This is a genomic window from Rothia nasimurium (assembly GCF_928382285.1).
GTDB classification, from domain to species: Bacteria; Actinomycetota; Actinomycetes; order Actinomycetales; family Micrococcaceae; genus Rothia; species Rothia nasimurium_E.
The window spans coordinates 54,490-76,635 of the sequence record NZ_CAKMSS010000008.1 but is presented as its reverse complement, the minus strand read 5'-3'; the positions used below and the strand labels follow the sequence as shown (position 1 = coordinate 76,635).

The window sequence follows — 22,146 nt, the reverse complement described above, 5'->3', positions numbered from 1 at the left end:
GGGGTAGATACTCGCTAGGGCTTGGGTCGGTCGGTCGCGTAGTCGCTCTCGGCTCGCGGGGTAGTGGCCAGGCTCAGAGCGCTGAGGGCCGCAAACCCCACCATCGCGCAGGCCATGGGCAGGTAGGCGCTGCTACCGCCCAGGGCAACCAGGGGAGAAGCTAGGCCTCCCATCAGAGCCTGTACGGTGCCGAGCAGGGCGCTCGCGGAGCCCGCAATGTGGCGGGCTTCGCCGAGCGCCAGGGCTGAGGCGTTACCAAAGACCATGCCGACCGAGGCGGTGAAGGCAAACAGCAGAACCATGGTGGGAACAAGCGAGGGGGTACCCAGCAGGAAGTAGCCCAGCAGGAGCAGGCTGACGGTCAGCAGGGAGCTGGTGCCAACGACGAGGAGCTTGCGCAGGGCGACCTTGCCCACCAGGGAGGTCATCACGGTGGAGGCAAGGACGATGGCCAGGGAGTTCAGGCCAAAGACGTAGGTGAAGTGGGTTTCGCTCAGGCCCATGACGTTTTGCAGCAGGTAGGGCGAGCCGGAGATGTAGCTAAAGAGGGCACCGAAGGCCAGCACCATGGTCAGCATGAACCCCCGGTAGCGGCGGATTCGGGCCACCTCGATAATGCCGGCATAGGCTGAGAGTAGGGAGCCGGTGCGGCGCTTGTCTGCCGGTAGAGACTCCTTGATGAAGAACAGAACCAGCACCAGGGAAGTAGCGATAATGACGCTAATAACCTTGAAAATATCGCGCCAGGTACCGTGAGCCAGCACGAAGCCGCCGATGAGCGGGGCGGCGACCGGGGCGATGCCGTTAATCATCATCATGATGCCCATGAGGCGGGCGGTCTGTAGGCCACTGGTGGAGTCGGCCACGATAGCGCGGGCTAACACCATGCCGATGGAGCCGGTAAAGCCCATCACGAAACGGGCCGCAATAAACAGCTCAATGGTAGGCGCAAAGACGCAGACCAGGGCCGAGAGGGCACAGAGGGTTACACCGATGAGCAGGGGCAGACGGCGGCCGGTCTTGTCAGAAAGCGGCCCCACGATAAACTGCCCGGTGCCCATACCCACCATGAAGGCGGTCAGAGTCAGCTGGGCGTAAGCGGTGGTGGTCCCTAGATCAACCGCGATAGCCGGGAGTGCTGCCAGATACATATCAATGGCGAGCGGGCCCACGGCGGTGAGTGACGCCAGGGTAATAATTGCAATCGGTGGCAGGCCCCGATTAGGTGTGGCGGCTGAGCTCATCGGCGGTGGGTCTTCCTCTTAGGGGCGGTTTTCAACCCGTCCATTCTACGCCTGCCGGTTTCTTATTTGATAGGGAAACTAATGTGATGTTGCAGAAATGAAAAAATATGATCTACCGCTGAACATAGCGGACGCCCGCCCCCGCATAGGCGCTCGCGTAGGCTATCAGCAGGTCGGCTTCTTGTTCTGCCCACATGTCCCAGTAGGGGCGGTAGGTTTCTCCGTCCCGGGCTAGGGCCCGCTGCCTGCGGCGCGCGGTATCAAGCTCCACGAAAACACCCACATCGTGGGTGCCGGTCAGGGCTCCTACCCCTTCAGCGATGAGCACACCGCCCGCCGCCTGCTGGGCAGCGGTAAAGGGGTGCGGGCCGGTTGCCTGAGAGCTACCCCAATCCCAGCCAAACCAGTGCGGGGTAGTCTCGGGGGAGCTGGCGCGTCCGTCCGCCACGGCCTCGGCAAGCTGCTGCCATACCAGGGCAGCCTGGGCCAGGCCGCTCCAGCCCTGGTAGAGGTCTTCTAGATGAAAGACCTCGGCCGCGATACCTCGCTTGCTCAACCAGGTAGCCAGCTCAGCAGCCAGGGTGGTTTTACCCGACCCGCTGCGTCCGTCAATCGCCACCAGCAGCGGCCGCTCACCCCGCACCTGCTGGTGGGCCTGTGCCACCACCTCACCGAGCGAATCTAGCCCCGTTAGCTCAAGCACCCCGGCCTCCTTCGCCTTTGCCATAACTACTGCCCTCAGGCTACCGCACCGGGGCGATCCGCTAGGCCATAATGAGAAACAAGCCAACAGGCTCCACCGACAACCAGGGGAACACATGAGCACCGAAGAAGCCCAGGGCACAGCCCTGCTCCACGCCAGCCCCGATCCACGTCAGCTCTCAGGGGCGCCCCTGCCCGCTTACCCGGCCCAGGCTAACTGCTGTGGGTCTGGACCTGCTCGATGACTCCGGGCACGGCGTCCCGAATCATCTGGAAGGTCTCGTAGAAGTCGCTCATATCGCCGTACCAGGGGTCGTAGATGCCCAACCGGTCAAGGGGCTGGTCTGCGACAGCCGGGTCGAACTCGCGCATGAGCCTAACCTTGGCCGCTGCCTCGTCGCTAGGGGCCATACGCTTAAGCGCCCGGTAGTGGTTGGTGTCCATGGCTAGAAGCAGGTCGTAGCGGTCAAAATCGGTCCGGGTGAACTGCTGGGCTCGGTGGGAGCCGGTATTGATGTTGAGCTCATCGAGCACCTTCTTGGCTCGACGATCGATGGGATTGCCCTCTTCCTCATTGGAAATGCCGCTGGAGGCGACCTCTACAGCGAGCCCGGCTTGGGCGGCAGCCTGCTTGATGAGGTACTCGCCCATGGGGGAGCGGCAGATATTTCCGGTGCATACAGTCATGATTCGATACATGCTCACTATGTTCCCATGAAGCTTTCGGGAAAGGTGGGCGGGCAGAGAAGCTGAATAAAAAGTGGTAAAAAGTTCGCTCTAAGGCGGAAAAATAAGGGCAACCTGTGTATAGTCTTACAGGTACACACACTTGATGGTGGCTCTTAGGCAAGAAGGTTTGCCCGGCTCATACAGCAGTGAACTGAGAAGAGCAGCACCAGACACTCAGTTTCTTGAGTTCTTTCGAGATGACAAAAGCCCCGCAGGCCACACACCTGCGGGGCTTTTGCGTACCTCACCTGAGACCTGCTTCCCACGACCGTGCACATGTACATGTGGTGCTGACCGCCAAATGTGGCGGCGTCACCACCACATTTGGCGGCGGCTGCAACATGTTGCGCTCACGAACAGGTGCTCCGGGCCGAGCTCGAAACTGACGGCAAAGAAGTCCAGAGATAGTACAGGGAAAACGCAAACACCGCGCGAAATATAATCAAGCTGACCATTTTCGCCTGTAAAGTTAGCTAAGACACACACTATCTGTATGAAGGATGAGATTGCCATGACTCAGCAGCCTACAAACCCTGAGCCCAACCTCCCTGGTGCAGGTCAGGCGGCGTCCGCCCAGGGCGTCCCGCAGCCTGCGCCTGGCACCCAGGCACCCGATACTCTTATCGGCGGCCCTATGCCCCAGCCTCCCGCTGACCCGAAAAAGAGAAACATGGGTCTGCTCATCGGCGGCCTGATGGCTATCGGTATTGCCATAGCTATTCTGGCTGGAATCTTCCTGACTGGCGCGTTTGGTGGGTCGAGTAAGGTCTCCAGCTACGACAAGTTTAAGGAAGGGATGCAGGAAGCCACAGCAGGCTCTGCCGCCTCTGTCTGTGCTGATAGCGGTGACACCATCTTGGAGTCAGCTCTTGAAGAGACTAAGCAACAGGGGGCTACCGATCTGGGTGTTGCCCCTGAAGATGTCAATATTTATATTTGCTCCCCGGCTGACTTGAGCAGCTTTGAAGGCATGATGGCTATTGACGATTCTTCGCCCCTCATTATGGGGTTCTATGTCAACGGTGCTTCAGTTGATGAGAATCAGGTTGCCGAATTTTCTCAGTCTGACTTTGAAGGCGGCTGGGTTACCTATGGAGAGAACTGGATGGCCGTAGGTATGAACGCTGAAGAGAGCCTTAAGGCCAGCCTGCTCGATACCTTCAACGGTAAGGAAGCTGTGCTCAACTAAGACGTAGAGTCTCCGAAGTATCAGATCTGTCGGTACCCCCTTGTTGCGGGGTGCCGACTTTTTTGTGTTCACTTTCAGGGTTTTAAAAGGTGCGGACGCCGTCACCCGCCTTTGCCCTGCAAGGGCGGGGCGGGCGTCCGTCCGCTCCCCACTAGCTTAAACTCTGACTGCGCAAAAAAGTTGAGTCTTTTTGACTCAACTCTGTTGACTTCTGCTCAAAACGTGGCAAACTAGATATCAAGACAAGCGGGTTGAGCCCATGTGACTCAACTTGTTTGAAAGATGTACAGATAACCAAACCATAAGGAGTAAATATGTCACGTGCAGTAGGTATTGACCTCGGTACTACCAACTCAGTTGTATCAGTCCTCGAAGGTGGCGAACCCACCGTCATCGCCAACGCAGAAGGCGCCCGCACCACCCCCTCCGTCGTCGCATTCTCAAAGGACGGCGAAGTTCTGGTCGGTGACGTCGCCAAGCGTCAGGCCGTCACCAACGTCGACCGCACCATCGCTTCCGTCAAGCGCCACATGGGCACCACCTGGACCCAGGACATCGACGGCAAGGCCTACACCGCCCAGGAAATCTCAGCCCGTACCCTCATGAAGCTCAAGGGTGACGCTGAAGCCTACCTGAACGATAAGGTCACCGACGCCGTCATCACCGTCCCCGCCTACTTCAACGACGCCGAACGTCAGGCCACCAAGGAAGCCGGCGAAATTGCGGGCCTCAACGTCCTGCGTATCGTCAACGAGCCCACCGCAGCAGCCCTGGCCTACGGCCTCGACAAGGGTAACGAAGACGAACTGATCCTGGTCTTCGACCTCGGTGGCGGCACCTTCGACGTCTCCCTGCTCGAAGTTGGCAAGGACGAAGATGGCTTCTCCACCATCCAGGTACGCGCAACCTCCGGCGACAACCGCCTGGGTGGCGACGACTGGGACCAGCGCATCGTCGACTGGCTGCTGGAGCAGGTCAAGTCCAAGACCGGCGCCGACCTCTCCAAGGACAAGATTGCCCTGCAGCGCCTGCGTGAAGCCGCAGAACAGGCCAAGAAGGAACTGTCGTCTGCAACCTCCACCAACATCTCCCTGCAGTACCTGTCCGTCACCCCCGAGGGCCCCATCCACCTGGATGAAAAGCTGACCCGTGCCAAGTTCCAGGACATGACCGCAGACCTGATCGAGCGCACCAAGAAGCCCTTCAACGACGTAATCGCTGAAGCTGGCGTCAAGGTTTCAGACATTGCCCACATCGTGCTGGTCGGTGGCTCAACCCGTATGCCTGCCGTCACTGAGGTCGTCAAGGAACTCTCCGGTGGTCGCGAGCCCAACAAGGGCGTCAACCCCGACGAGGTCGTTGCTATGGGTGCAGCCCTGCAGGCAGGTGTGCTGAAGGGTGAGCGCAAGGACGTTCTGCTCATCGACGTCACCCCCCTCTCACTCGGCATTGAGACCAAGGGCGGCGTGATGACCAAGCTGATCGAGCGCAACACCGCGATCCCCACCAAGCGTTCCGAAACCTTCACCACCGCTGAAGACAACCAGCCCTCAGTATCGATTCAGGTCTTCCAGGGCGAGCGTGAGTTCACCCGCGACAACAAGAACCTGGGCACCTTTGAGCTGACCGGCATCGCACCCGCACCCCGCGGCGTCCCCCAGATCGAAGTTACCTTCGACATCGACGCCAACGGCATCGTGCACGTCTCAGCTAAGGACAAGGGCACCGGCACCGAGCAGTCCATGACCATCACCGGCGGCACCTCCCTCTCCAAGGAAGATATCGACCGCATGGTCAAGGACGCCGAGGCTCACGCTGAGCAGGACAAGGCCCGCCGCGAGGCAGCCGAGACCCGCAACGCTGCTGAGAACACCGCCTACTCCATCGAGAAGCTCATCAAGGACAACGACGAGAAGCTGCCCGAGGACGTCAAGACCGAGGTTCAGGCCGACGTTGACGCCCTGAAAGCTGCCCTCGAAGGTGAAGACGATGACGCCGTCAAGGCCGCTTTCGAGAAGCTCCAGGCATCTCAGACCAAGCTGGGCGAGGCTCTCTACGCCCAGGCTCAGGCAGATGCAGCAGCCGGTGAGGGAGCCAAGGCTGAAGACGACGACGTCGTTGACGCCGAAGTAATCGATGAAGAAGACGAGAAGAAGAACTAATCATGGCTGAGAACACCAACGAGCCCGTAGACAACCAGCCCGAGGGCACCGACCCTCTGGAGGAAGCCTTCGCCGCCCCGGCAGCTGAAGGCCACCCCGAGCCCGAAGGTGTAGCTGCTGACGCTGCGGCAGATGAAGAATCTGCCGCAGCCGAGGCTGGCGAAAGTGCAGAGGCAGCTGAGAGCGCTGACGCGGCCCTGGCCGCCGAACGTCTCGAAGATCTGCGCCGCCTTCAGGCCGAGTTCACCAACTACAAGAACCGCACCGCCAAGGAAAAAGACCAGCTGCGCGACTTCGTGATCGCCGATCTGGTTGCCGCCCTGCTGCCCGTCATCGACGATATCGATGCCGCCCGCAAGCACGGCGACCTTGAAGAAGGCCCCTTCGCCGCCATCGCTAACAAGCTCGAAGAGACCCTGACCAAGCAGGGCCTGGAACGCTTTGGCGAAGTCGGCGAACCCTTCAACCCCCAGGTTCACGAGGCTGTCCTGCAGCAGCCCACCAGTGAGGTTGAGCCCGATTCAATCTCCATGGTTCTTCGCAACGGTTACAAGGTGAAGGACCGCGTGGTCCGCACCGCCCAGGTAGCCGTAGCGGTAGCAGAATAAGGGACGCGGGCGGGCACCCGGCCTGATACGTCAGGCTAGGTGCCCGCCTTCTCGAGAGAAGGCCATAGTATTGTTGAGCCATTTTGGAGTGTTTTATTTATATCTATCAAATTATGTTATGGTGCTTTGGGCATCTTCTATTTGGCTTAACATTCTTAAAGGAAATTTTCAGCAAAATGAATATCTAATCATTTTACTTGCATTTGCTGCAGGTATTGCTTTGGGGGTTATAAAGTTTTTAGAAAGTCAGCATGAAAGTTCTCATGTCGAAGATATTCCATGTCGACTAGTGTTGATGATTTTTTTGTTGACTTTCTCGAATCTATTTATGGGAATAAGTGCTGGATCTGCGTGGGCATTTATTATTGAAACGTTTAATGAGCTTGGTTTATCTGCAGTGAATTCGCCGAGGGAAATGCATGAGTTGATATGTTTTGCTTTTGTTTCCTTGGTGATGTTCGCACTAGGGTATATAACTGATAAACATTCAGATTCGGTAGTTTCTTCCCTGCATAGTGGCCTGCTGATACTAGTTCAAATAGGATTAATTATCATTTCAGAATTGGGAAGGATATCCTTTAGGAGTATGGGAAATAGATTTTTGCAGACGGCTGCCTGGATCCTTGAAGTGGTGTCAGTTACTGTTGTTTCGTTTGCTATGTACTATCAGTTGAATGGCAGTGATTATAAAATTCCGTGGATTCTTTTTCTTGCGGCAATCCCAACATTATTTTCAATACTGTTGAATTTTTCTCATCACCCTACAGAGGGTAGGAAAAAATTTATTGCTTTATTCTGCTGTGTTCGTTATATTAATTATGTCTTCGTAACTTTATCTAGCTCTGTTATTCTGGTGATTTTGGATTATTTGACAGACAGTGGAAAATCGTGGAATGGGTTCCTTTATTTGTTGGATGATGCAAATTTTGTTTACATATTTTCTGTTTCTTTGGCTCTTTTAGTTATTGCTAGGTTTTTTGAAAATTCATTTTTGGAAATAGAATTGAGATATAAAATAAAAACATGAAGTATCTTTGAAAGGAGAGGCATATGGCGAGCGAAAACTGGCTCCATCAAGATTTTTATAAGGTACTGGGCGTAGCCGAGGACGCTTCCGAGGCAGATATCAAGAAGGCCTACCGCAAGCTGGCCCGCAAGTACCACCCCGACCAGAACCCCGGCGACGAGGCTGCTGAGAAGAAGTTCAAGGAGATCTCAGAGGCCTACGACGTGCTCTCAGACCCCAAGCAGAAGGAAGAGTACGACCAGATCCGCAAGTACGGGGCTGCCGGCTTCGGCGGGGCTGGCGGCGGCTTCCCGGGCGGGTTCCCCGGTGGTGCTGGTGGCGGAAACTTCACCTATTCCACCAGCGGCGGCGCTGGCGGCATCAACATTGAAGACCTGCTCGGCGGTATGTTCGGTGGCGGCGGCTTTGGCGGGGCCGGACGCTCCGCCGGCGGTTTCCCCAGCGGGGCTGGCAGCTTCCCCGGCGGTGGCTTCTCCGCTCCCAAGGGCGAGGACGCCACTACCAGCGCCCGCATCACCATCCAGCAGGCCTACGACGGCGCTGAGGTCTCGGTGTTCCGCCCCGGTGGTTCCCAGACCAAGGTTCGCCTGCCGCGCGGCGTCAAGGACGGCCAGAAAATCCGTGCCCGAGGCAAGGGGCACCCCGGTGCCGGTGGGGCAGGGGACCTGATCGTCACCGTCCGCGTGGATTCCCACCCCGTCTTTGACCGCGAGGGTGATAACCTGCTCGTGCGTGTGCCCGTCACCCTGGAAGAAGCCGTCAAGGGCGGCGTGATTGAGGCCCCCACCCTCGACGGCGGGAGCGTCAAACTCCGCCTGGCTGCCGGGGCTCCGTCCGGCCGTAAGCTGCGTGCTAAGGGCCGCGGCTTCGTGACCAAGAAGGGCACCGGCGATATGCTGGTTATCCCCGAGGTGCAGCTGCCCACCAACCTCACACCCGAAGCTGAGGCAGCCCTTGACGCCTTCTTCGCGGTGGCACCCCAGGCCAACCCCCGTGAGGACCTGCTGAGGAAAGCTGGTGACTAGGAATGGCTCTCGAATCTGACCGCCCGGTCTTCGTTATCTCCGTAGCGGCTGAACTAGCCGGTATGCACCCGCAGACCCTGCGCCAGTACGACCGCCTGGGGCTGGTGCAGCCCCAGCGTGCACCCGGGCGGGCCCGCCGCTACTCCGAACGCGACGTGCAGAAACTCCAGGAGATTCAGGAGCTCTCCCAGTCGGGCGTCTCCCTTGAGGGCATTAAGCGCATCATGCAGCTGGAGAACCAGGTGGAGGCACTGCGGGGTCGCATGGTTGAGTTGCAGGCTGAAAATGAGGCCCTGCGCAATCGTCTGCAGGACGGCTCCCGCGTGTTCGCTGCCGGAACTTCGGGTGGGGCTGTGCACCTGGCCCGGGGCAAGCGTCCGGCTGCCCGCCAGACCTCTCAGGCCGTGGTGCTCTACCGGCCGCGCTAACCCCGCCCCTAGGTCTTGACTGTAGCGATGGTTGCCATCAGCGCGAAAGAGATTCGCGCGGATGGCAACCATCGTTACGTTTAAGATGCTGGATACCTCAAGCACAGCTCTTAAAAACTTTCGGAATAAAGTAATTTGGACTAGTGTTGAACTAACTGTAGATGAGAAAGCTGACACCGAAAGGAAACCATCATGACCGACATCAACACCGCCCCCGACCTGCGCCCCAGCCTGCCCAGCGTTGATAACACCGCCTTCCAGATGGGCCTGGACACCTTCGGCGACACCACCGCCGACCTGGTAGGCAACCGCCTGCACCACGCCCAGGTTATCCGCAACGTCCTTGAGCAGGGCCAGCTCGCCGACCGTGTAGGCGTCGACTTCTTCGGTATCGGTGAGCACCACCGTCCTGACTATGCTGTCAGCGCCCCCGACACCATCCTGGCGGGTCTAGCCACCACCACCGACCGCATCCACCTGGGCTCGGCCGTTACCGTCCTCTCCTCCGACGACCCCATCCGCGTCTACCAGCGCTTCGCCACCATCAACGCCCTCAGTAACGGCCGCGCCGAAGCTGTACTGGGCCGCGGCTCCTTCACCGAGTCCTTCCCCCTCTTTGGCTACAAGCTCGAAGACTACAACTCCCTCTTTTCCGAGAAGTTCGACCTCTTCACTAAAATCATCACCCAGGAGCCCCTCAACTGGAACCCCGGCAACCGTGAACCCCTGGTAAATCAGGAGATTTACCCCAAGACCGAGGGAATCCTTAAGCACTGGTTGGCCGTTGGCGGCAGTCCGGAATCTGTTGCCCGCGCAGCCCAGTACAAGACCCCGCTTATGCTCGCTATTATTGGCGGGCCGGCTGAGCGCTTCAAGCCCTACACCGAGCTCTATCGCCGAGCCAACGAGCAGCTGGGCAACGGAACCCTGCCCATTGCGGTGCACTCACCCGGCCACATCGCCGACACCGACGAAGAGGCCCGCAATCAGCTACGCGAGCACTGGATTGCCAACCGTAATAAAATTGGCTCTGAACGCGGCTGGGGCCCTGCGGGGGAGCGCGAATTCGAGCACGAAATTGAACACGGCGCCCTGTATGTAGGTTCGCCCGAAACCGTCGCGCAAAAAATTGCCGATACCGCTCAAAAGCTGGGCATCAACCGCTTTGATCTTAAGTTCTCCAACGGGGCTCTAGCTCACGAGCACTCCATGAGTTCTATTGAGCTCTACGGCACCAAGGTGATGCCGCGCGTGCGTGAACTGCTGGCCGAGGCGCAGTAAGGACGCCGCCAGTAAGGTGTAGAGAATACCGGCTAGTTAGCAGGTACACAGGGTAAGACGATATAGGTCTTCCTGTTCTTGACTCGCTATAGTTGAATGGCGCCCCACCGCAGTGCACACGCCTGCGGCGGGGCGTCCTTATTCATCACGCAGCTGCGGTGCTCCCTCGCCCGCAGCGACCTGTATCAAGGACACCACATGACCTTTCAAGACGTCTTGAGCGCTATAAGCTCCCTCATCTGGGGGCCCTTTGTGCTGATACCGCTGCTTCTTGGCACCGGTATCTACCTGACGGTGCGGCTGGGCTTTATCCAGCTCACCAAACTACTCGTCGCTAACCGTCTAGCCTTCTTCGAACGCAAGGACGACGGTGCTACCGGCGGCGACATCTCCCAGTTCCAGTCCCTCACCACCGCCCTCGCCGCGACGGTGGGCACCGGTAATATCGTCGGCGTTGCCACCGCGATTTCTATCGGTGGCCCCGGCGCCCTCTTCTGGATGTGGGTCACCGCTATTTTCGGTATGGCCTCCAAGTACTCCGAGGCCTTCCTGGGCGTGCGCTACCGCACCACAGATGCCAAGGGGGAAGTCTCCGGCGGTCCCCAGTACTACCTCCAGCGCGGTATCAAAGGTCCCCTGGGTAAATTCCTAGCCCTCTTCTTCGCAGTAGCCGCCGTGCTGGCGTCCTTCGGCATCGGTAATACCGCCCAGGGTAACTCCATTGCCCACAACCTTGAAGACACCTTCCACCTGCCGGCTGCCCTTACCGGCATCGTGCTGGCCCTCATCACCCTCTTCGTGCTGATGGGCGGTATTAAATCTATCGGGCGGGTGACCAGTGCCTTCGTGCCGGTTATGATCCTCTTCTACGTGGGCGGGGCCCTCTATATTCTGGGTGTGCACGCCGCTGACCTGCCCGCGGCCTTCGGCCAGATTTTTGCGGACGCCTTCACCGGCTCATCAGCGGTCGGCGGCTTTGTGGGTTCCACCCTCATGTACGCCGTACAGTACGGCGTGGCCCGAGGTATTTTCTCCAACGAATCCGGCATGGGCTCTGCCGCTATCGCCGCATCAGCTGCTCAAACCACCCACCCGGTGCGCCAGGGCATGGTATCGATGACCCAGACCTTTATCGACACCATCATCGTGGTCTCCTGCACCGGCCTGGTGCTGGTAGTTACCGGTATCTGGCACGCCAGCGACCCCGCAACCGGCGAGCAAATTTCTGCTTCCGTGATGACCAGCCAGGCCTTCGCCTCGGTGATCGGCCCCGCAGGAAGCTGGATCGTGACTATCGGCCTGGTCATGTTTGCCTACTCCACCATTCTGGGCTGGGCCTACTACGGCGAACGCAACATTGAGCGCCTCTTTGGCCGCCGCGGCGTTACCCCCTACCGCCTTTTCTTCGCGGTGATTGTCTACTTCGGTTGCACCATGGAGCTGACCGTGGCCTGGACCTTCTCAGACATTGCCAACGGGCTCATGGCTATTCCCAACCTAATTGGCCTGCTCCTCATGTCGGGGCTAATCGTTCGAGAGACCAAGTACTACCTGGCCAACGACCCCAAGCTCACCGCATCTAAGGCTGAGATCGACGCCTTTATGCAGGGGCACCCCGGAGCGATTGACTCCTACGAGAAAACGGGGCAGTAAGAAGACCCCCTACCCATAAAACAGGCGGGTACCCGCACACCTAAGGTGTGTTCGGGTACCCGCCTTTTTTACACAGCTAACGGATTTTTACCGACGAATGTAGGTCAGGTCGTGGGCCCGGCGGCCCGCCTCACCTGCCTTGCGCTCGAAACTGGTGACCACGCGTCCGTCCCAACGAGGGGCCCAGCCGCCAACAGGGTCTTCATCGGTGGTGTTTTCACCGGCGTGGGCGTTGGTGAAGTCGGGGTGGGCATCAAGTACCTCACGCATGACCAGGGCATATTCTTCCCAGTCGGTGGCCAGACGCCAGATACCACCGGGCTTAAGAACCCGGGCCACCTTATCTGCAAAGGCAGGGGAGACCAGACGACGCTTGTGATGGCGGGCCTTGTGCCAGGGGTCGGGGAAGAAGACCCAGAGCTCATCAACAGAAGACTCTTCGAGTAGGTTATCGAGCAGCTCGGGGGCGTTGGCCTGGGCTACGCGCACGTTCTCGACCCCGGCCTGCCCCATCTTCAGGAGCAGGTCGGCGATGCCGGGGGTGTAGACCTCAACGGCCAGGAAGTTAGCCTCGGGTACCTGGGTGGCGCGGTTGACGATGGCCTCGCCCAGGCCTGAGCCGATTTCAACAACGAGAGGGGTGTCGGTGCGTCCGTACAGGGCCTGCTGGTCAAAGACCGCGCCCTCAGCGACCGAGGTATCGCCGATGTTGCGGGGCAGGTCAAGGACGTGGGTGGGGGCGTAGGTATCCCAGGCCTTCTGACGGCGGGCGGTCAGGCGGTCACCGCGGCGGACGAACGAGTAGGGTTGGCGGTGGAATTTTTCGGGGACGGGGGCGGTCAGGTCTTCACCTGCCGCTGCACGCTCGGCCTTAGCGGCCAGGTCCTGCTTTTGCTTGTTGGTTTCCATAACTCTCCTTACGAGGTTGAAACAGATAAACCGGCGCGCACGGAAACGCAAAGTGCCGCCGGTAGGGGAAAGAAAGACTTCCCCAAGTATATCGTCACAGATAGACACCGGGGCAGGCTGAAAACAGCCTGCCCCGGTGGAGGGTCCCTGACGGTTCTACTTAGTAGATAACGCGGCCCTGGGTGACGCCCATGTGCTCAAAGTTATCGTCTGAATCGCCGTCCATCTCATCGATGACAGTAACTGCTACGAACAGCTCGTACTGGACGTTCCAGAAAGGGAAATTCACGTAATAGCGCAGGGGAATCTCTACGGACTCACCGGGCTGTAGGACGCCGGAGTAGGTCCAGGTAAAGGAGGGGGAACCCCAGCCTGCCTGTCCAGCGTACGCGAAGGTAACGAGCGGATCGCTTGAGTTAACGTAGGTACCGGCCCGGTTTGAACCGGTGGCGTCTGTAGCAACATCGTTCATGTCGGTCAGTAGGGTGCCGCTGGGGTTCACTGCGGGCACCGTACCAACGTTGGTGATGGTCATGGTGTTGGGGAAAGACGCGTAGGCAGCAACGTTGGTTCTTGTGGTCGGACCACGATAGATGGGGCTATCGTAGACCGGCTGAAAAGTTGACCAGTCCACAGTGGGATCAGAGAGCAGAATTGCTAGATCGGTGCGGGGGATCTCTTCGAAGCTCGCTGCGTAAGCGGGGATAGCACTGGTAGCCAGGACGGCAGGAGCAGCCCAGGCACCAGCCTTCAGTACGGTGCGGCGTTTGGGAGTGTGCGCAGTCATTGTGTGTGCTTTCTTGTTTAGGCGAAACGGCCTGCTGCAAGCAGACGGTCCATGTTTCGTTCTGCGATAGCAGTAATGGTTACGAAGGGGTTAACACCAATTTTGCCAGGAATCAGGGAGCCGTCCATAACAAAGAGACCGGGAACACCCTTAACTTCACCGTTGAGGTCGGTGGTTTCACCGATGACGGCACCGCCGAGGGGATGGTAGGTGAAGTAGTCAGCGAAGGTCTTGCCGTCCTTGAAGAGACCCTTGTTGTAGCTGGTTCCTGAGTTAGCGGCGTTCATCTTATCCATGAAGGCCCTAGCTGCTGCAACGCCGGGGGCTGCCTTGGCAGAGTCCCAATCCAGTTCCATAGAGCCGGTTGAGTTGTTCCAGGTGAAGGTGCCCTTGTTGGGGTTGTTGGTGATAGCCAGGTAGAGGCCGATACGCATATCGATACCTGCGGGGAAGGGAGCCAGTTCGGCAAAGACCGAGTTGGTGGAGTTATCCCAGTTGGAGACGCCCATGGCAGGGATGCCAGACTGGTAGCCGCCGGTCGCAGCGTTCATATTACGGGCAACCATGATATTGCCGTTGGGGCCCCAGTTGGTACCAAGGGTCGCGGGCAGGTTCTTGATGGTACCGAAGTTCTTGGCCTGCAGGAGCAGGCGGTTGGTACCGACGGAACCGGCGGCCATGATGACGCGGTCATAGACCTTCTTGGTGGTGCTGACCAGGTTGCCCTTGAAGTCGATGGTCTTCAGATCGAGAGTAAAGGTGCCATCGGCCTGCTGGGTAATGGAGGTTACCTCGGTCATGGCGGTCAGGTTGACCTTGCCGGTTGCGAAGGCGGTGGCAAGGATGGTCTTGGGCAGGGACTTCTTGCCGTAGTCGTTACCGAAGATAACCTGGCCGCCGAGCGCGGACTTAGCTACGCGGGCAAAGTTTTCCTGGCGCATGTAGTCCCAGTCGTACACGTTGGGGACGAACTGGTGCTTAAAGCCGGCCTTAGCTGCCTGGGAGGCTGATACGCGTGAGAACTGGTACCACTTGGAGGTGCCTACGATATCGGTGGGGGGTGCTGCGACGCCCAGGTTGGCGTTGGCGCGGGGGAAGTAGGTTGCGTACATTTCCGCAGCGTCGAGCTGGGGGAGAACCTGCTGGAAGTAGGACTGAATAGGGGTAACGGCCATGCCGCCGTTGGCGAGAGAGCCACCACCGACACCCTTACCTACGTAGACCTTCATGTTAGCGAAGCGCTCAACGCCGAGTACGCCGGCTGCACGGCCGATGGATCGGTTGACGAAGTCCATGCCTGCGATGCTTGAGAGGGGCATGTCGGTGCGGTTTTCGAACCACATGGAACGCTCGGTGGGGGAGGTCATCTGGTCAAACTTGTAGCCGTTTGACTTGGCTGCCATGTTTTCCCAGTCTGCACCCATCTCGATCATGTCGACGGTGTAGCCCTTTTCGGTCAGGGCGCGGGCGGCTACAGCGCCGCCGTAGCCGGAGCCGATGATAGCGATACGCTTCTGGCCGTTGGCGTGGGCGTTAGTGGTGGTTGCTGCGGTCAGAGCGGACGCGGCGGATGCAGCTGCGGTCAGCTTCAGGGCTGAGCGACGGTTTGGGGTAAATGACATGGGTGTGTCCTCTTCTATATACAGGTGCGAAACCGAGTGAGTGGTGCTCGTAAGCCTTGGGGGAGACCGCGAGAGCTTTGTGGGCTATTTCGTGAGTATTCTACGGAATATTTTCAGAATGCGAAAAGTTCTGTCCCCACTTTAGCGGTATTTTGGGTGCGCTTACGTCGCACGATGTAGGGGTAGGAGGGTCTATTACGTTCTTCTGTGCTGGAAAATTTATCGCCAGGAGCAGGCGGCGTCGCAGTCCTGTCTAAATATGAAAGACATATAAAGAGGTGGGATGGTTTCCATATTTTTTCAAAAAGAAGTAATGCTTGATGAATCAAGGGAAATTTAAAAAGACAGCCTTTGGGTGCGCGGCTCCTTGCTCTTATTTTTAAAAACCATCTGTACTACTTCATGAGTCAAACTTGTGTGATGGATACGAAAAATTATTTTGAGCTGCTGGCCGAGTCGTCGATGGCTCGCGGGTCGGTGGGGGTGCCAAAAGTGGGCTTTGCCTGCTGAATAATGGGCAGGGAGCCGGTGTGTAGTGGGATGCTTCCCGTATTGACGTCGTCAATGGTGATGTCGTAAACCTCTGGCTGAGTGGACTGGGCGTCGTCAGCCAGCATTTTTTCGGTGATGACTTTAAGGCTGGTGGTATCGGGGTGTTCTAAAACCGGGTTCTTCTGGGAGAGGTCAACTTCGTGGTCGATTTGGGCGTCCAAGCCGCCAAGGTGGCCGTACATGAAGCTGTCGATGTTGTCGACTGTTGCTTCAAAGTTGGGGTCGTGGGTGAGGTACTTCTTGGTTTCGCGGGCTACAAGACCAGAGAGCAGTAGTAGGCCGATGAGGTTGGGGATAGCCATCAGGCCGTTCATGATATCTGAGAAGGTGAAAACCAGAGTGAGCGGGGCGATGGCACCAAGCCCACAGACCAGGGCAAAAATCATGCGATAGCTAACGATAGCCTTGGCGCCACCACCGAGTGACTCTAGGGCGCGTTCGCCGTAGTAGGACCAGCCGAGCACGGTGGAGTAGCCCAGGAGTGCCAGGCAGAAGGTGACGACGTAGCCGCCCCAATCACCGGGCAGGCCGGTGGCAAAAGCAATGGATGTTGATGTGGCCGGGTCATCGCCCCGCCAGGCGCCCGTTGTGAGCAGGATGAACCCTGTCATTGAGATCACCACGATGGTGTCGACAAAGGTTTGAGTCATGGAGGCTAGCCCCTGGCGGACGGGGTGGGACGTGGTTGCTACCGCTGCGGGGATAGCTGCTGTTCCCATACCCGACTCGTTGGAGAATAGTGAGCGCTGGGCGCCGACCTGCAGGGCAAAGATCATTCCGGCGCCGACGGCTCCACCGAGGGCGCCCTCGCCGGTAAAGGCGCCTCGCATAATCATGGCAAAGGCCTCTGGGAGCATGTGGGCGTTGATGGCCACGATATAGGTTCCAAATCCCAGGTAGAGCAGAATCATGAGGGGTACGCAAAGGGCTGTGACCTTTGAGACGGTTTTGATGCCGCCGAGCAGGGCTGCTGCAGTTCCTAGGGTAAGGACGCCCGCGGTGAGGTAGGGCGGAATGTTGAAGGAGTGCTCTAGGTTAGCTGAGATGGCGTTTGCTTGGGTCATGTTTCCGATGCCGAAGCAGGCGAAGACGCAGCAGATGGCAAACATGGTGGCGAGGAATTTTCCGAAGCGGTTGGGGATGCCTCGTTGCAGGTAGGCCTGGGGCCCGCCGGTGAGCTCACCCATCTTGTCTCGGTGGCGGAAGCGGACGCCGAGGAAGCATTCGGCGTATTTTGAAGCCATACCGAAAATGGCGGTAATCCACATCCAGAAAAGGGCGCCAGGGCCGCCGATGCTGAGGGAGAGCGCAACACCAACAATGTTGCCGGTGCCTACGGTAGCGCCGAGGGAGGTGCTCATTGCCTGGAAGGAGGATATTTCTCCCCTGGCTCCTTCCTGACGGGAGCGCCGCCCGAACTGCAGGCTCATGGCCTTGGTGAAGAGTCTTAGTTGAATGAGGCCTAGCCTGACGGTGAGGAAGATGCCGGTACCAATGAGGAGGGGAAGTAGTAGAAAAGGTCCCCAGATGAAGCTGCTGGTTGTGTCGAGTGCTTCTTGCAGGGCGCCCACTCTTCTAGTCCCTTCTTTCTCTGTGGTCTAACTCTCGTTAATTTATCATAAGGCTGATAATTAGCCTGCTTCCTGTCGGTTTATTAAGGATAGAAAAACCGCCTTCACCCCGTAGGGGTAAAGGCGGTTGGGCAGAAGAGGTCTGGGGTTGCTACTACTTCTTGCTGGAGAAGAGTAGGGCCAGGCCTGCGCCGAGCAGGACGACGTCCTTAGCCATGGCGGTGCCCTCCTGGGTGGGGCGAATGCCGTCCTTTTCGGTCATGGAATCAATGCCGAAGTACATGCTCAGTAGGCCACTGGAGAAGGCAGTTAGGCCCAGGCCTGCCAGCTTGGGGGAGATGAAGGGAGTGAGTAGGGTTGCGCCCAGGGCGGTCTCGCTGATGGCAAGTGCCTTGCCGAACTGCTTGTCGGAGAGCTTGGCAACCTGGGGGACACCTGCTGAGGCCATACCCTTGAGGTGGCCGTAGGTAGCCTCGTCCATGGAGAGCTTGCCGATGCCTGAATTGAGAATCAGAGCGCCGGAAGTTAGGCGGAGGGCTGCGTTGGAGAGCTTGGGCATGAGAAATCCTGTTCCTAGGGGGTCGGGGTGCATGCAACCCGAGAAAATTTTGTTTCCGTGTAAACATTCTAGCGCGGTGGTGGTGGCTTGAACAGCGAGAAGAGGCAACGAAGCGGACGCCCGCTAGAAGCCTGTGTGAAAAAATACCCCCGGTAGAAGGACTACACTTGACCTGAACTATAACAAAATACCGGTCTGGAAAGGCATCTACCCCCTACACTCACCGCAGTAGCAGGGGAGCGTGTTCGCTCCTGGCAGGACTTTGACTCTTCTAAGGGGGCGCTCATGGCTATAGCCGAGCATACACCTGAACCGCAGGCAACCGAAGGCCTGCAACGAGGTTTATCAAACCGTCATATCCAGCTCATCGCTATCGGCGGCGCAATCGGCACCGGCCTCTTCATGGGCTCAGGCAAGACCATCTCGCTGGCAGGCCCGTCCCTGCTCCTGGTCTATGCAATCATTGGTTCTGTTATTTTCTTGGTGCTTCGGGCTATGGGAGAGCTGTTGCTCTCCAACCTCAAGTACAAGACCTTCAATGACTTCATCACAGATTTGCTCGGCCCCAGCGCAGGTTTCCTTATGGGCTGGTCCTACTGGTTTACCTGGGTCGTCATCGGTGTTGCCGATATTATCGCCATCACCAGCTACGTTCATTTCTGGTGGCCCGACCTCCCTGCCTGGATCCCAGCCCTCTGCCTTATCGGCCTGCTGCTGGCCCTGAACCTACCCAGCGTGAAAAACTTCGGTGAAATCGAGTTCTGGTTTGCCTTGATCAAGATTGTGGCAATCGTCCTTCTTATCATCGTGGGCCTAGTCATGGTCATCGCTGGCTTTACCTCTCCTAACGGTGATAAGGCCTCCGTTGCAAACCTCTGGAACGACGGCGGATTCTTCCCTATGGGTGCAAGCGGCTTCTTTGCGGCCTTCCAGATTGGCATCTTTGCTTTCCTGGGCGCTGAACTGATTGGTACTACCGCAGCTGAAACCAAAGACCCCACCAAGACCCTGCCCCGCGCCATTAACGCGGTACCGGTGCGTATCATCATCTTCTACGTGCTGACCCTGGCCGTGATTCTCATGGTCACCCCCTGGCGCAACATCGACCCCAGCCAGAGCCCCTTCGTTGAAATGTTCACCCTGGCGGGTCTGGGCTTTGCCGCCCACCTGGTGAACTTCGTGGTGCTTACCAGTGCGACCTCGTCCGCTAACTCGGGTATCTTCTCAACCTCCCGCATGATTTACGGCCTGGCCCAAAGCGGTAGCGCCCCCGCCATCTTTGGCAAGCTCTCTAAGAATGGCGTGCCCCGCAACGGTCTCTTCCTGACCACCGTGCTGCTCTTCTCGGGCCTAATTCTGCTCTACTCGGGTGACTCCCTCATCGCGGCCTTCACCCTGGTGACCACCGTAGCTTCGGTTCTGACCGTTGTGACCTGGTCGCTGATTATGATTGCCTACCTCAAGTACCGCAAGACCCGCCCGCAACTACACGAGGCATCCGTCTACAAGCTGCCCGGTGGCGTCTTTACCTGCTACGCCGTCCTGGCCTTCTTCGCGGGCGTCGTCGTGCTGCTCTTTATGTACGAAGACACCCGCCAGGCTCTGATCGCCATGCCTGTTTGGTATGCCCTGCTGGGCGCAGGCTGGTGGCTGGTCTACCGCAAGAACCGCGGCCAGACCCTCACCGCCCGCGCTGAAGAGAAGGCTAAGAACAACTAGCCAGCGAAGCTGGACCTGTAAGCGGGCTGGTCAGGGCACGTCGCGAGGACGCCCTGCATAGCCCGCTTTTCAGCGCCTGTGACAGTGAGCTGATAGGCGGCTTTCACCGATACCTGCCGTGCCACATACTCGCAACGATAGCCTGGCTGGGGGAGCCAGGCGTCCGCGCTTTTATCGGACTTCTCGGTGTTAGCCGTCCGCCCCGCAGCCTGAAGGTTAAGAGGGTCGTTAGCGAGCAGAACGCGCCGCTCATCACTCCACTGCCAGGCCCCCGAAGACCAGGCGTTGGATAGAGCCACCACATGGTCAATGGGGACAGCTTCACTGGTCTTAGGCCCGCGTGTAAAGTCGATAGTCTCAGCCGTGTAGGGGTCCACGAGGCTACCCGAGAGCACATAGCAGTTACTTGCAACGTCAAGATCGGTCAGGTCACGGGTGAGAATATCGTTGCGCTGATCGCAGCCATTGCGGTCAATATCGGCCCACGGGTCTCCGTAGGCATCTCGCTTGTACCTGACCTGGGCGTAGGGCTCAGCTACCGTCAGGGTAGCAAGCACCTCACTTGCTGTGGAATAGGTCTGCACCCCGGAGCCAGCAAAACCGGTGCTCACGGCGGTGCCTGCCGGATTGAGTAAATCATCGAGGGCAGCGCGGACGTTCCACTCGTGAGAGCGCAACCAGAGCACACCACCCACCAGCAAGACCATAACCAACAGAAGGGCTAGCGCTCGCCGCAGCCCGCGGGGCAGATCCGCTACAAGGCGGACGCCCGCACGGATTTGGCGGTCGCTGGGCGCAGAAAAACGGGGAGCGGACGGACGTTTACGGGAGGCACTCATAGGCAACCCATTCTAGCGCTGGGAGCTGGGCACCTCTCCCCTTAAAAATCGTCAATTGATATGAAACCGTTACCGGTCACCGGAACCATGGGGATAGAGCCGGTACTGGGGTGGGCAGTATTCACCGAAAGGCTACCCGTCGGGTCATCTGACTGGTAGTAATCAGGGTGGTCACAGCCCATGCCCCGGTGCATGGCTTCAATGACGCCTTCTGCGGCGTCCGAAACCGACAGGAAATTTCGAGCCCAGCGGCCGCCCGGCGCGGGAGCCGTCCACCCGGCCTTTTCTAGCATCTCCGTATCAAGCTCCACTTCGATGGCCTCAAACTCGTCGGGGGACGTGAGCTCACAGAAGTAACCGGCAGGCGAACGGAAGATACTCACAAAGTTAGTGACGTCCTCCGTTTCCACTATCTCAGGAGAGAGGTAGTAGATCCGCAGTGAAAGGGTCCAGGGCAGTTCATCAAGACGCTGCTTGGTGACCGATAGGAGCTGCTGCCAGGCACGGGCGGTACGCTCACTCTCGGTCAGCACCTTTGGCTGTACCACGCCGATACCCTGGGCCTGAATCTCTTGAATGTTGAGAGGCTCGGTGGGGTCAACCGGGGGCTGGTTAATGGGGCGAGCTGGCAAAGCGGGGGAACCGCCTAAGGCCATTGCGTTGTTGAGCATCTGGCGGCCAGCCTGTAGAGCCAGATGCCAGGAGCCGTATTTGGCCCGTACCGTACCTAGATGGGGCACGCGTCCGCTCCGGGCAGGGTCTTCAGCCCAGCTGCCGTAGAGCAGCACCGAGGGCTTGCGGTCGTAGCGGATACAGTAGTTCAGGAACTCGCCCAGGGTGTTGCGGAAGGTGCGCTCGCTCAGGGTGCCAGCCTCGAGTTTAATACCCTGACCCTCAGCATCCGGCGGGCAGGCCCCCACCTTGAGCAGGGCCTTGGACCAGGAACGGTCCCCCAGACGGTCCTCAATCAGGGCTCGGGACGGGGGCCACGAGAAATCCCCGCGAGAGATATGGGCAATTTCCTGCGGCAGGTTGGCGAGGAAGTCATCGTAGGCCTGCTCCTCAAGCAGGGTATAGGGAAGCTCTGCCATATATTTGAGGGCAGCACCAATGAGCCCAACGACACCGGCAATCGCATCAGAAGGAACCGCAAAGGACTCAAGCATGCGCGGAAGATCCTGGATGATGGTGGGGTCAAGGCCCACCGCAGCGTACTCGTAGTCGGGCTCAAGACCATAACTGACAGCTACCGCATACCAGATAGCCGAGGCCATGAGCACATTTGAGTGGGTTTGCCCCTGGCTACCGCTAAAGAGCCAGCGGCCAGAATGAACGGCCTGATCTAGTAGGTCGCGATCGATATCGGGGTAGAGCACGGACGCACGGTGTACGGCTTCGGAGGAGGTCCAGCCCATGCGCGCCAGGCCGCTTAACAGAGAATCGTAGCGTTCACAGAACTCTGTATAGGTAAGATCAGCTGCGTCTGGCACGGTGGTTCTCCAAAGCAAGGTTAAATCAAGGGCGTGGTAGCGGTACAAGA

At 58.4% G+C, this 22,146-nt stretch carries 19 protein-coding genes; 9 read left to right on the top strand and 10 right to left on the bottom strand.

Annotated features, from left to right (window positions below):
• Positions 1–14: 14 nt before the first annotated feature.
• From L6758_RS09155 to L6758_RS09145, 3 genes are all read right to left on the bottom strand, one after another.
• The gene (locus L6758_RS09155; protein WP_237205705.1) at positions 15–1,244 is read right to left on the bottom strand and encodes a multidrug effflux MFS transporter; all 1,230 of its coding nucleotides are present in this window, start codon (positions 1,242–1,244) and stop codon (positions 15–17) included.
• 112 nt (positions 1,245–1,356) lie between these two features.
• A complete protein-coding gene (locus L6758_RS09150; protein ID WP_237205704.1) occupies positions 1,357–1,971 on the bottom strand; it encodes a hypothetical protein in 615 nt (204 codons plus the stop codon).
• Between the two features lie 188 nt (positions 1,972–2,159).
• Complete coding sequence (locus tag L6758_RS09145; RefSeq protein WP_237205703.1) at positions 2,160–2,633, bottom strand: low molecular weight protein-tyrosine-phosphatase; 474 nt, start codon at positions 2,631–2,633, stop codon at positions 2,160–2,162.
• A gap of 553 nt (positions 2,634–3,186) precedes the next feature.
• Here L6758_RS09145 and L6758_RS09140 point away from each other — a divergent pair.
• From L6758_RS09140 to L6758_RS09105, 8 genes are all read left to right on the top strand, one after another.
• Positions 3,187–3,864, top strand: coding sequence for a hypothetical protein (locus tag L6758_RS09140; protein ID WP_237205702.1), 678 nt, complete (start codon positions 3,187–3,189; stop codon positions 3,862–3,864).
• Between the two features lie 314 nt (positions 3,865–4,178).
• Positions 4,179–6,026, top strand: a complete 1,848-nt coding sequence (gene dnaK, locus L6758_RS09135; RefSeq protein ID WP_237205701.1) for a molecular chaperone DnaK — start codon at positions 4,179–4,181, stop codon at positions 6,024–6,026.
• A 2-nt stretch (positions 6,027–6,028) separates the two neighbouring features.
• Complete coding sequence (locus L6758_RS09130) at positions 6,029–6,634, top strand: nucleotide exchange factor GrpE (RefSeq protein WP_237198786.1); 606 nt, start codon at positions 6,029–6,031, stop codon at positions 6,632–6,634.
• Positions 6,635–6,752: 118 nt separating this feature from the next.
• The gene (locus L6758_RS09125; protein WP_237218645.1) at positions 6,753–7,661 is read left to right on the top strand and encodes a hypothetical protein; all 909 of its coding nucleotides are present in this window, start codon (positions 6,753–6,755) and stop codon (positions 7,659–7,661) included.
• 23 nt (positions 7,662–7,684) lie between these two features.
• Positions 7,685–8,686: a DnaJ C-terminal domain-containing protein gene (locus tag L6758_RS09120; protein ID WP_237205699.1), complete on the top strand. Its 1,002-nt coding sequence runs from the start codon at positions 7,685–7,687 to the stop codon at positions 8,684–8,686.
• A gap of 2 nt (positions 8,687–8,688) precedes the next feature.
• Entirely contained in the window at positions 8,689–9,114 is a 426-nt protein-coding gene (locus L6758_RS09115) for a heat shock protein transcriptional repressor HspR (protein ID WP_237197037.1), read from the top strand.
• Between the two features lie 192 nt (positions 9,115–9,306).
• Entirely contained in the window at positions 9,307–10,395 is a 1,089-nt protein-coding gene (locus L6758_RS09110; protein ID WP_237205698.1) for an LLM class flavin-dependent oxidoreductase, read from the top strand.
• A gap of 198 nt (positions 10,396–10,593) precedes the next feature.
• On the top strand, positions 10,594–12,048 hold the full coding sequence (locus L6758_RS09105; protein WP_237187158.1) for an alanine/glycine:cation symporter family protein: 1,455 nt from the start codon (positions 10,594–10,596) through the stop codon (positions 12,046–12,048).
• A gap of 87 nt (positions 12,049–12,135) precedes the next feature.
• On the opposite strand, the gene trmB is transcribed toward L6758_RS09105, so the two are convergent.
• The 5 genes from trmB to L6758_RS09080 all read right to left on the bottom strand — a co-directional run bounded on the left by trmB (position 12,136) and on the right by L6758_RS09080 (position 18,048).
• On the bottom strand, positions 12,136–12,957 hold the full coding sequence (gene trmB, locus L6758_RS09100) for a tRNA (guanosine(46)-N7)-methyltransferase TrmB (RefSeq protein WP_237198793.1): 822 nt from the start codon (positions 12,955–12,957) through the stop codon (positions 12,136–12,138).
• A gap of 160 nt (positions 12,958–13,117) precedes the next feature.
• Positions 13,118–13,744 (bottom strand): hypothetical protein, encoded by a 627-nt coding sequence (locus L6758_RS09095; RefSeq protein WP_237197025.1) that lies wholly within the window; start codon positions 13,742–13,744, stop codon positions 13,118–13,120.
• Positions 13,745–13,761: 17 nt separating this feature from the next.
• Positions 13,762–15,366 carry a GMC oxidoreductase gene (locus L6758_RS09090; RefSeq protein WP_237197022.1) on the bottom strand — a complete coding sequence of 535 codons (1,605 nt, stop codon included), beginning with the start codon at positions 15,364–15,366 and terminating at the stop codon, positions 13,762–13,764.
• A 434-nt stretch (positions 15,367–15,800) separates the two neighbouring features.
• Positions 15,801–17,489: an alanine/glycine:cation symporter family protein gene (locus L6758_RS09085; protein ID WP_237205697.1), complete on the bottom strand. Its 1,689-nt coding sequence runs from the start codon at positions 17,487–17,489 to the stop codon at positions 15,801–15,803.
• A gap of 154 nt (positions 17,490–17,643) precedes the next feature.
• Positions 17,644–18,048, bottom strand: coding sequence for a hypothetical protein (locus L6758_RS09080; protein ID WP_237205696.1), 405 nt, complete (start codon positions 18,046–18,048; stop codon positions 17,644–17,646).
• Positions 18,049–18,333: 285 nt separating this feature from the next.
• Between L6758_RS09080 and L6758_RS09075 the strand changes: the two genes are divergently transcribed.
• The gene (locus tag L6758_RS09075; RefSeq protein WP_237205695.1) at positions 18,334–19,767 is read left to right on the top strand and encodes an amino acid permease; all 1,434 of its coding nucleotides are present in this window, start codon (positions 18,334–18,336) and stop codon (positions 19,765–19,767) included.
• Here L6758_RS09075 and L6758_RS09070 read toward each other — a convergent pair.
• Positions 19,764–20,606 (bottom strand): HNH endonuclease family protein, encoded by an 843-nt coding sequence (locus tag L6758_RS09070; protein ID WP_237205694.1) that lies wholly within the window; start codon positions 20,604–20,606, stop codon positions 19,764–19,766. The genes L6758_RS09075 and L6758_RS09070 overlap by 4 nt on opposite strands.
• A gap of 41 nt (positions 20,607–20,647) precedes the next feature.
• Positions 20,648–22,096 (bottom strand): hypothetical protein, encoded by a 1,449-nt coding sequence (locus tag L6758_RS09065; RefSeq protein WP_237205693.1) that lies wholly within the window; start codon positions 22,094–22,096, stop codon positions 20,648–20,650.
• Positions 22,097–22,146: the final 50 nt, after the last annotated feature.